Here is a 6414-nt window from a genome sequence, read left to right on the forward strand (position 1 = left end):
GTAGACAACTGCCCATTTCCCGGCCCGGTAGGAAAAAATATCGGAAGGAGTGAGCAAGCATGTCAGAACAGACCATTGTCTGGGATTTGGCCCTGATCCAAAAATATAACTATTCAGGCCCGCGTTACACCTCATACCCCACGGCACTGGAGTTTAACCAGGGCTACGATGAAGCCGCGTTTCAACGCGCGGCCACGCGCTATCCTGAGCGCCCGCTGTCGCTGTATGTCCATATTCCCTTCTGTCATAAGCTCTGCTATTTCTGCGGCTGCAATAAGCTGGTCACGCGCCAGACTCACAAGGCCGATGAGTATCTGGCCGTGTTGGAGCGGGAAATCATTGCCCGTGCCCCCCTGTTTGCCGGCCGCAAGGTCAGCCAGCTGCATTGGGGCGGCGGTACGCCAACCTATCTGGATAAGCAGCAAATCAGCCACCTGGTTGCCATGCTGCGTCAGCACTTTGATTTCCAGCCAGAAATGGAGATGTCGATCGAAGTTGATCCGCGGGAAATCGAGCTGGATGTGCTGGATCACCTGCGTGCCGAAGGCTTCAACCGCCTCAGCATGGGGGTGCAGGACTTCAATAAAGAAGTGCAGCGCCTGGTTAACCGTGAGCAGGATGAAGAGTTCATTTTTGCCCTGATTGCCCGGGCTAAAGCGCTTGGCTTCAACTCGACCAATATCGATCTGATTTACGGCCTGCCGAAGCAGACGCCAGAAAGTTTTGCCTTCACGCTGCAGCGCGTGGCAGAGCTAAACCCGGATCGCCTGAGCGTATTTAACTACGCCCATATGCCGAACCTGTTTGCTGCCCAACGTAAAATCAAAGACGCCGACTTGCCGAGCGCCCAGCAGAAACTCGATATCCTGCAGCAAACCATCGCTTCGCTGACGGAGTCGGGCTATCAGTTTATCGGCATGGACCATTTTGCCCGGCCAAACGATGAGCTGGCCATTGCCCAGCGCGAAGGCAAACTGCACCGCAATTTCCAGGGTTACACCACCCAAGGGGACAGCGATCTGCTGGGCCTGGGGGTTTCCGCCATCAGCATGCTGGGTGACAGCTACGCGCAGAATCAGAAAGAGCTGAAGGTGTATTACGCTAACGTGGAAGAGCAGGGGAATGCCCTGTGGCGTGGCCTGGCGATGACGGAAGATGACTGCCTGCGCCGTGACGTGATCAAGACGCTGATCTGTAATTTCCAGCTGACCTATCAACCTATTGAGCAGCAATACGGGATTGCGTTTGCAGATTATTTTGCTGCCGATCTGGAATTGCTGGCACCTTTCGAACGTGACGGGCTGGTGGAGCGCGATGAGCACGGCATTCGTGTCACGCCCCGTGGGCGCTTGCTGATCCGTAATATCTGCATGTGCTTCGATATCTACCTGCGTAAACAGGCCCGTGCCCAGCAGTTCTCCCGGGTTATCTGACACACATCACCAAACACCACGGCTGATAGGGGCCGATTGATAGACGGGCGCCACATGCAGCGCCCTAAGTATCAGCCGTAGTGTTGGGGCGCCCTGTTAACTGAAGAAATTTATCAGTGCGGCGCACAACACCGTGGCAACGGCCGCCTGCGGTGAATGGCTGACGGCAGAGCCGATGTCTGCGCCCTGGGTAAGAAAGACGATGAGTGTATCCAGCATCAAAAGCCTCCTGAGTTTGCGTTTCGATCATACTGCTGCCGCCTACCCGGTAAAAGCCTCCAATTGCTGGTTTTTTGTGCGCTAGATTGTATTTTTCATCATCAATCGCCCCTCACCCCAACCCTCTCCACAGGGAGAGGGAGCTGGAACGGAGTTGATATCAGGTATGGAGTTATTCTGTGGCACTTCCCCAGAACAATGTAGCAGTTGAGCGCAGGGGTAATCAGTGGCACGTCCGGACCCATCTCCCTTTGGGAGAGGGCTGGGTGAGGGGTATTTACTCCATCCCTAATTCTTTCAGCTTACGCGTCAAGGTATTCCGGCCCCATCCCAACAGGCGGGCGGCTTCCTGCTTGTGTCCCTGGGTATGCCGTAGTGCGGTGGTGAGCAAGGTACGCTCCATTTCCGGCTGAGCTTCGGACAACAGGTTTTGATGACCGGAACGCAACGCGCGGTCGGCCCACTGTGCCAACAACGTGGCCCAACTGTCCGGTAAGCCGTGGTTACTGGCTTGCGGCGCGGCGGTTTCAAACAGCTCCGAGGGCAGATCCTGGATTAGTACCTCTTGCCCGGCGGCCATCACAGTCAGCCAGCGGCAGGTATTTTCCAACTGACGTACGTTGCCCGGCCACGGCAGGCGAGTGAGGGCGGTTTCGGTTTCCGGATGCAGGTTCTTCGCCTCCACACCCAACTCTTTCGCGGCCACCTGTAGGAAATAGCGAGCCAGCCGCGGAATATCCTCACGGCGTTCGCGCAGCGGTGGCAGATGTACGCGGATCACGTTCAGGCGATGGAACAGATCCTCACGGAATTTGCCCTCCTGAACGCGTAACTCCAGGTTCTGGTGGGTGGCGGCAATGATACGCACGTCTACCTTCACCGGCGCATAGCCACCAACACGATAGAACTGGCCGTCTGCCAACACGCGCAGCAAGCGGGTTTGCACGTCCAGCGGCATATCGCCGATTTCATCCAGAAACAGCGTGCCACCGTCGGCCTGTTCAAAACGGCCCTGACGGATCTGATTGGCGCCGGTAAACGCCCCTTTCTCATGACCGAACAGTTCAGATTCGATCAGGTCTTTGGGGATCGCGGCCATGTTCAGGGCGATAAACGGTGATTTGACGCGTGGGCTGTGGCGATGCAGCGCATGAGCGACCAGCTCTTTCCCGGTTCCCGACTCCCCGTTGATCAGCACGCTGATGGATGAGCGCGACAGGCGCCCAATAATGCGGAACACATCCTGCATCGCCGGGGCCTCACCAATAATATCGGCGACGGGATCGTTGGCGGGTTGGCTGCGAGCGGGTTGCTGCTGCTCCTGATAATGGCTGATGGCACGCTCCACCAGCGCGACGGCCTCATCAATATCAAAGGGTTTTGGCAGGTAATCGAACGCCCCTTGTTGATAGGCGCTAACCGCCGCGTCCAGATCGGAATGCGCCGTCATTATGATGACCGGGAGCATTGGGTGACGCTGTTTGATCTGCTTGAGCAGCGCCAGGCCATCCATACCCGGCATGCGGATATCAGACAGCAGCACGTCGGGAGTTTGCGTGGCCAATGCTTCCAACACGGCATTGCCGTTGTCGAAGGTGACGCTGTTCACCCCGGCTCCGGTGAGCGCACGTTCGAGCACCCAGCGGATGGAGCTATCGTCATCGACGATCCAGACTATCCCTCGTTGCATAGCACAAACCTCACTGGCGAATAGGCAGGAAAACCGAGAATTCGGTGTGACCTGGCCAACTGTTAAATTCAATTTTTCCGCAATGCTGATCGATAAGATTACGGGCGATGGATAATCCCAGGCCGGTTCCGCCTTCGCGGCCGCTGACCATTGGGTAGAACAGCGTGTCTTGCAGTTGGGCCGGGACACCTGGGCCGTCATCCTCAACATCAATGCGTGCCGCCAGCCGGTAGCGGGTGCCGTGCAGGGTGATCTGAAATGCAGTACGCGTGCGCAGCGTGATGGTGCCACCAGTTTCGCTCAGTGCCTGCAGCGCGTTGCGGGTGATATTGAGCAACACCTGCTCGATTTGATCGGGATCGTGCGCCAGCTCCGGCAGGCTAGGATCGTAATCACGCACCAGCGTGACGTTATCGGGTTTCTCCAACGACACCAATTGGCAGACCCGCTCCGCTACCTGATGGATGCTCTGGGTAATATGCTGGCCGGGGCGCTGTGGCCCTAGCAGGCGATCCACCAGATTACGCAGCCGATCGGCCTGTTCAATGATCACCTTGGTGTATTCCGTCAGCGAAGGGTCTGGCAAAGCTTTCGCCAGCAACTGTGCGGCACCCCGCAAACCGCCGAGCGGATTTTTGATCTCATGGGCCAGGCCGCGTACCAGATCGCGCGCCGCAACCTGTTGGGCGTGCTGTAACTGCTCTTGGCTAAGGCGACGCTGATTGTCCATTGGGGCCAGCTCAAGCAGAATAAAGCCTTCTGGCAGCGCCTGAGCGGTCAGGGAGAGGATATGGGCGCGGCTGTCGACCACCAGGGTCACTTCATTATCGGTAAAGCCCTGGCCAGCATGCAGGCTCTCGCGCATCAGATCGATGTTCAGCGAGAAATAGCCAAGTAAATCGGGCAACGGTGTACCGAAAAGTTTACGAGAACTCTGTGCCAGCAGCTGTTGTGCCGCCGGATTGGCGTAGTGGATCGCCAGTGTGTCATCCAACAGCAAAATACTGTTGATGAGAGAATTGAGGATCTGCCCAGCATCGGGCAGCTTGCCGGTTGCCATACAGCAGTCTCCTGCACCTTTTTAGTGCATCCATCCTACTCCATCCGCAACCATCACGGTACGAAATAGTTTTGCAGAACATACGGTGGAGAAAAAAGCCCATCCGAAGATGGGCTAAAAGTTTCCACGGCAACAAAAAAACGGCTTAGATAAATCGCGAGCGATGCGCCATCCGTAGACAGCGCGGGTATCACTTACACGCTGTAGTACAGTTCGAACTCAACTGGGTGTGGCGTCATGCGTACGCGATCCATCTCTTCTTTACGCAGTTCGATGTAGGCATCGATCGCGTCGTCAGTGAATACGCCACCGCGGGTCAGGAATTCACGGTCTTCGTTCAGTGCAGCCATCGCTTCATCCAGTGAGCCAGCCACTTTTGGAATTTCAGCTTCTTCTTCCGGCGGCAGGTCATACAGGTTTTTATCCATGGCATCGCCAGGGTGGATCTTGTTGATTACGCCGTCCAGGCCTGCCATCAGCAACGCAGCGAAGCACAGGTATGGGTTAGCCGCTGGATCCGGGAAGCGAGCTTCGATACGGCGCGCTTTCGGGCTGGCAACCACTGGGATACGGATAGACGCAGAGCGGTTACGGGCAGAGTAAGCCAGCATGACCGGCGCTTCGTAACCTGGGACCAGACGCTTGTAAGAGTTGGTGGTCGGGTTGGCCAGGGCGTTGATCGCTTTAGCGTGCTTGATGATGCCGCCGATGTAGAACAGCGCCATTTCAGACAGGCCGCCGTACTTGTCGCCAGCGAACAGGTTGGTACCGTTCTTGGACAGTGACATGTGGCAGTGCATACCTGAGCCGTTATCGCCGAACATCGGTTTTGGCATGAAGGTAGCGGTTTTGCCAAACGCGTGAGCCACGTTGTGAACCACGTATTTGTAGATTTGGATTTCGTCGGCTTTCTTGGTCATGGTGTTGAAGCGGGTGGCCACTTCGTTCTGACCAGCGGTTGCTACTTCGTGGTGGTGAGCTTCAACCACCAGGCCCATTTCTTCCATGGTCAGACACATGGTAGAACGGATGTCCTGTGAAGAGTCGACCGGTGGTACTGGGAAATAACCGCCTTTTACCGCTGGGCGGTGGCCTTTGTTGCCGCCTTCGAGTTTGGCGCTGGAGTTCCATGCGCCTTCGATATCATCAATAGCTACCATTGAGCCACGGATGCTGCTACCGAAACGAATGTCGTCAAACAGGAAGAACTCAGGCTCTGGCCCGAACAGCACGGTATCAGCGATGCCGGAAGAGCGCAGGAAGTCTTCAGCACGTTTGGAGATCGAACGTGGGTCACGATCGTAGCCCTGCATGGTGCCTGGCTCGAGGATGTCACAACGAATGATCAGGGTAGATTCTTCGAAGAACGGATCCAGAACCGCCGTGCTGGCGTCTGGCATCAGTACCATGTCAGATTCGTTGATGCCCTTCCAACCACCGATTGAGGAGCCGTCAAACATTTTACCTTCTTCGAAGAAGTCGGCATTTACCTGATGAGCAGGGATGGTGACGTGTTGCTCTTTACCCTTGGTGTCAGTGAAACGCAGGTCTACGAATTTCACTTCATGCTCATTCAGCATCGTCAAAACGTGTTCAGCGGACATACTTAACTCTCCCGGATTTATCGTTGTCATCGTCGTCGAACGAATCTGTGTTATGGCCTGTTTTACCTTAAATAGGCTCTTAATAAAGACAAAGCGAAAACTGTGCCAACTTTATAAAAGCGAAATAATCGCCGGTTTGCGCGGGTTTTGCTCATCGCCAGTATGCACCATTAGCGATGTAATGCACTATGTTGGTGCAAATAACCTGGGGTAGGGCACTGGAATGGTGCAAAACATCATCGATTGCTGCTTTTTGCACCGTGAAAGGGATCACAAACTAGCCTGTACACAGTTGTTTATAAGAGAGTGTTGTGATCTTGTTTAGTCCCTCGCTTAATACGTGTACAATAGCGCGCTATTTCTAATGCCTGAGGCAAAGCTGTGATCGAAAATTTGCGTAACATCGCC

The 6414-nt window shown here is 55.3% G+C and carries 5 protein-coding genes; 1 reads left to right on the top strand and 4 read right to left on the bottom strand.

Annotation, left to right across the window (positions count from 1 at the left end):
- Positions 1–59: 59 nt before the first annotated feature.
- Positions 60–1433, top strand: coding sequence for an oxygen-independent coproporphyrinogen III oxidase (hemN, locus tag ACLQ7H_RS22185; RefSeq protein ID WP_411754528.1), 1374 nt, complete (start codon positions 60–62; stop codon positions 1431–1433).
- 96 nt (positions 1434–1529) lie between these two features.
- Here hemN and ACLQ7H_RS22190 read toward each other — a convergent pair whose 3' ends face one another.
- The 4 genes from ACLQ7H_RS22190 to glnA form a co-directional block, all read right to left on the bottom strand.
- On the bottom strand, positions 1530–1652 hold the full coding sequence (locus ACLQ7H_RS22190) for a YshB family small membrane protein (protein ID WP_411754529.1): 123 nt from the start codon (positions 1650–1652) through the stop codon (positions 1530–1532).
- A gap of 277 nt (positions 1653–1929) precedes the next feature.
- Entirely contained in the window at positions 1930–3342 is a 1413-nt protein-coding gene (gene glnG / locus ACLQ7H_RS22195) for a nitrogen regulation protein NR(I) (RefSeq protein ID WP_411754530.1), read from the bottom strand.
- Between the two features lie 10 nt (positions 3343–3352).
- Positions 3353–4402, bottom strand: coding sequence for a nitrogen regulation protein NR(II) (glnL, locus tag ACLQ7H_RS22200; RefSeq protein WP_411754531.1), 1050 nt, complete (start codon positions 4400–4402; stop codon positions 3353–3355).
- A gap of 194 nt (positions 4403–4596) precedes the next feature.
- Positions 4597–6006, bottom strand: a complete 1410-nt coding sequence (glnA, locus tag ACLQ7H_RS22205; protein WP_261170399.1) for a glutamate--ammonia ligase — start codon at positions 6004–6006, stop codon at positions 4597–4599.
- Positions 6007–6414 lie beyond the last annotated feature (408 nt).

Source organism: Serratia sp. (in: enterobacteria) (assembly GCF_046715635.1).
Classification (GTDB): domain Bacteria; phylum Pseudomonadota; class Gammaproteobacteria; order Enterobacterales; family Enterobacteriaceae; genus Chania.

Coding starts and splice junctions, on each gene's coding strand:
- glnL (WP_411754531.1), bottom strand. CDS start 4,402: ATGGCAACCGGCAAGCTGCCCGATGCTGGGCAGATCCTCAATTCTCTC.
- glnG (WP_411754530.1), bottom strand. CDS start 3,342: ATGCAACGAGGGATAGTCTGGATCGTCGATGACGATAGCTCCATCCGC.
- ACLQ7H_RS22190 (WP_411754529.1), bottom strand. CDS start 1,652: ATGCTGGATACACTCATCGTCTTTCTTACCCAGGGCGCAGACATCGGC.
- glnA (WP_261170399.1), bottom strand. CDS start 6,006: ATGTCCGCTGAACACGTTTTGACGATGCTGAATGAGCATGAAGTGAAA.
- hemN (WP_411754528.1), top strand. CDS start 60: ATGTCAGAACAGACCATTGTCTGGGATTTGGCCCTGATCCAAAAATAT.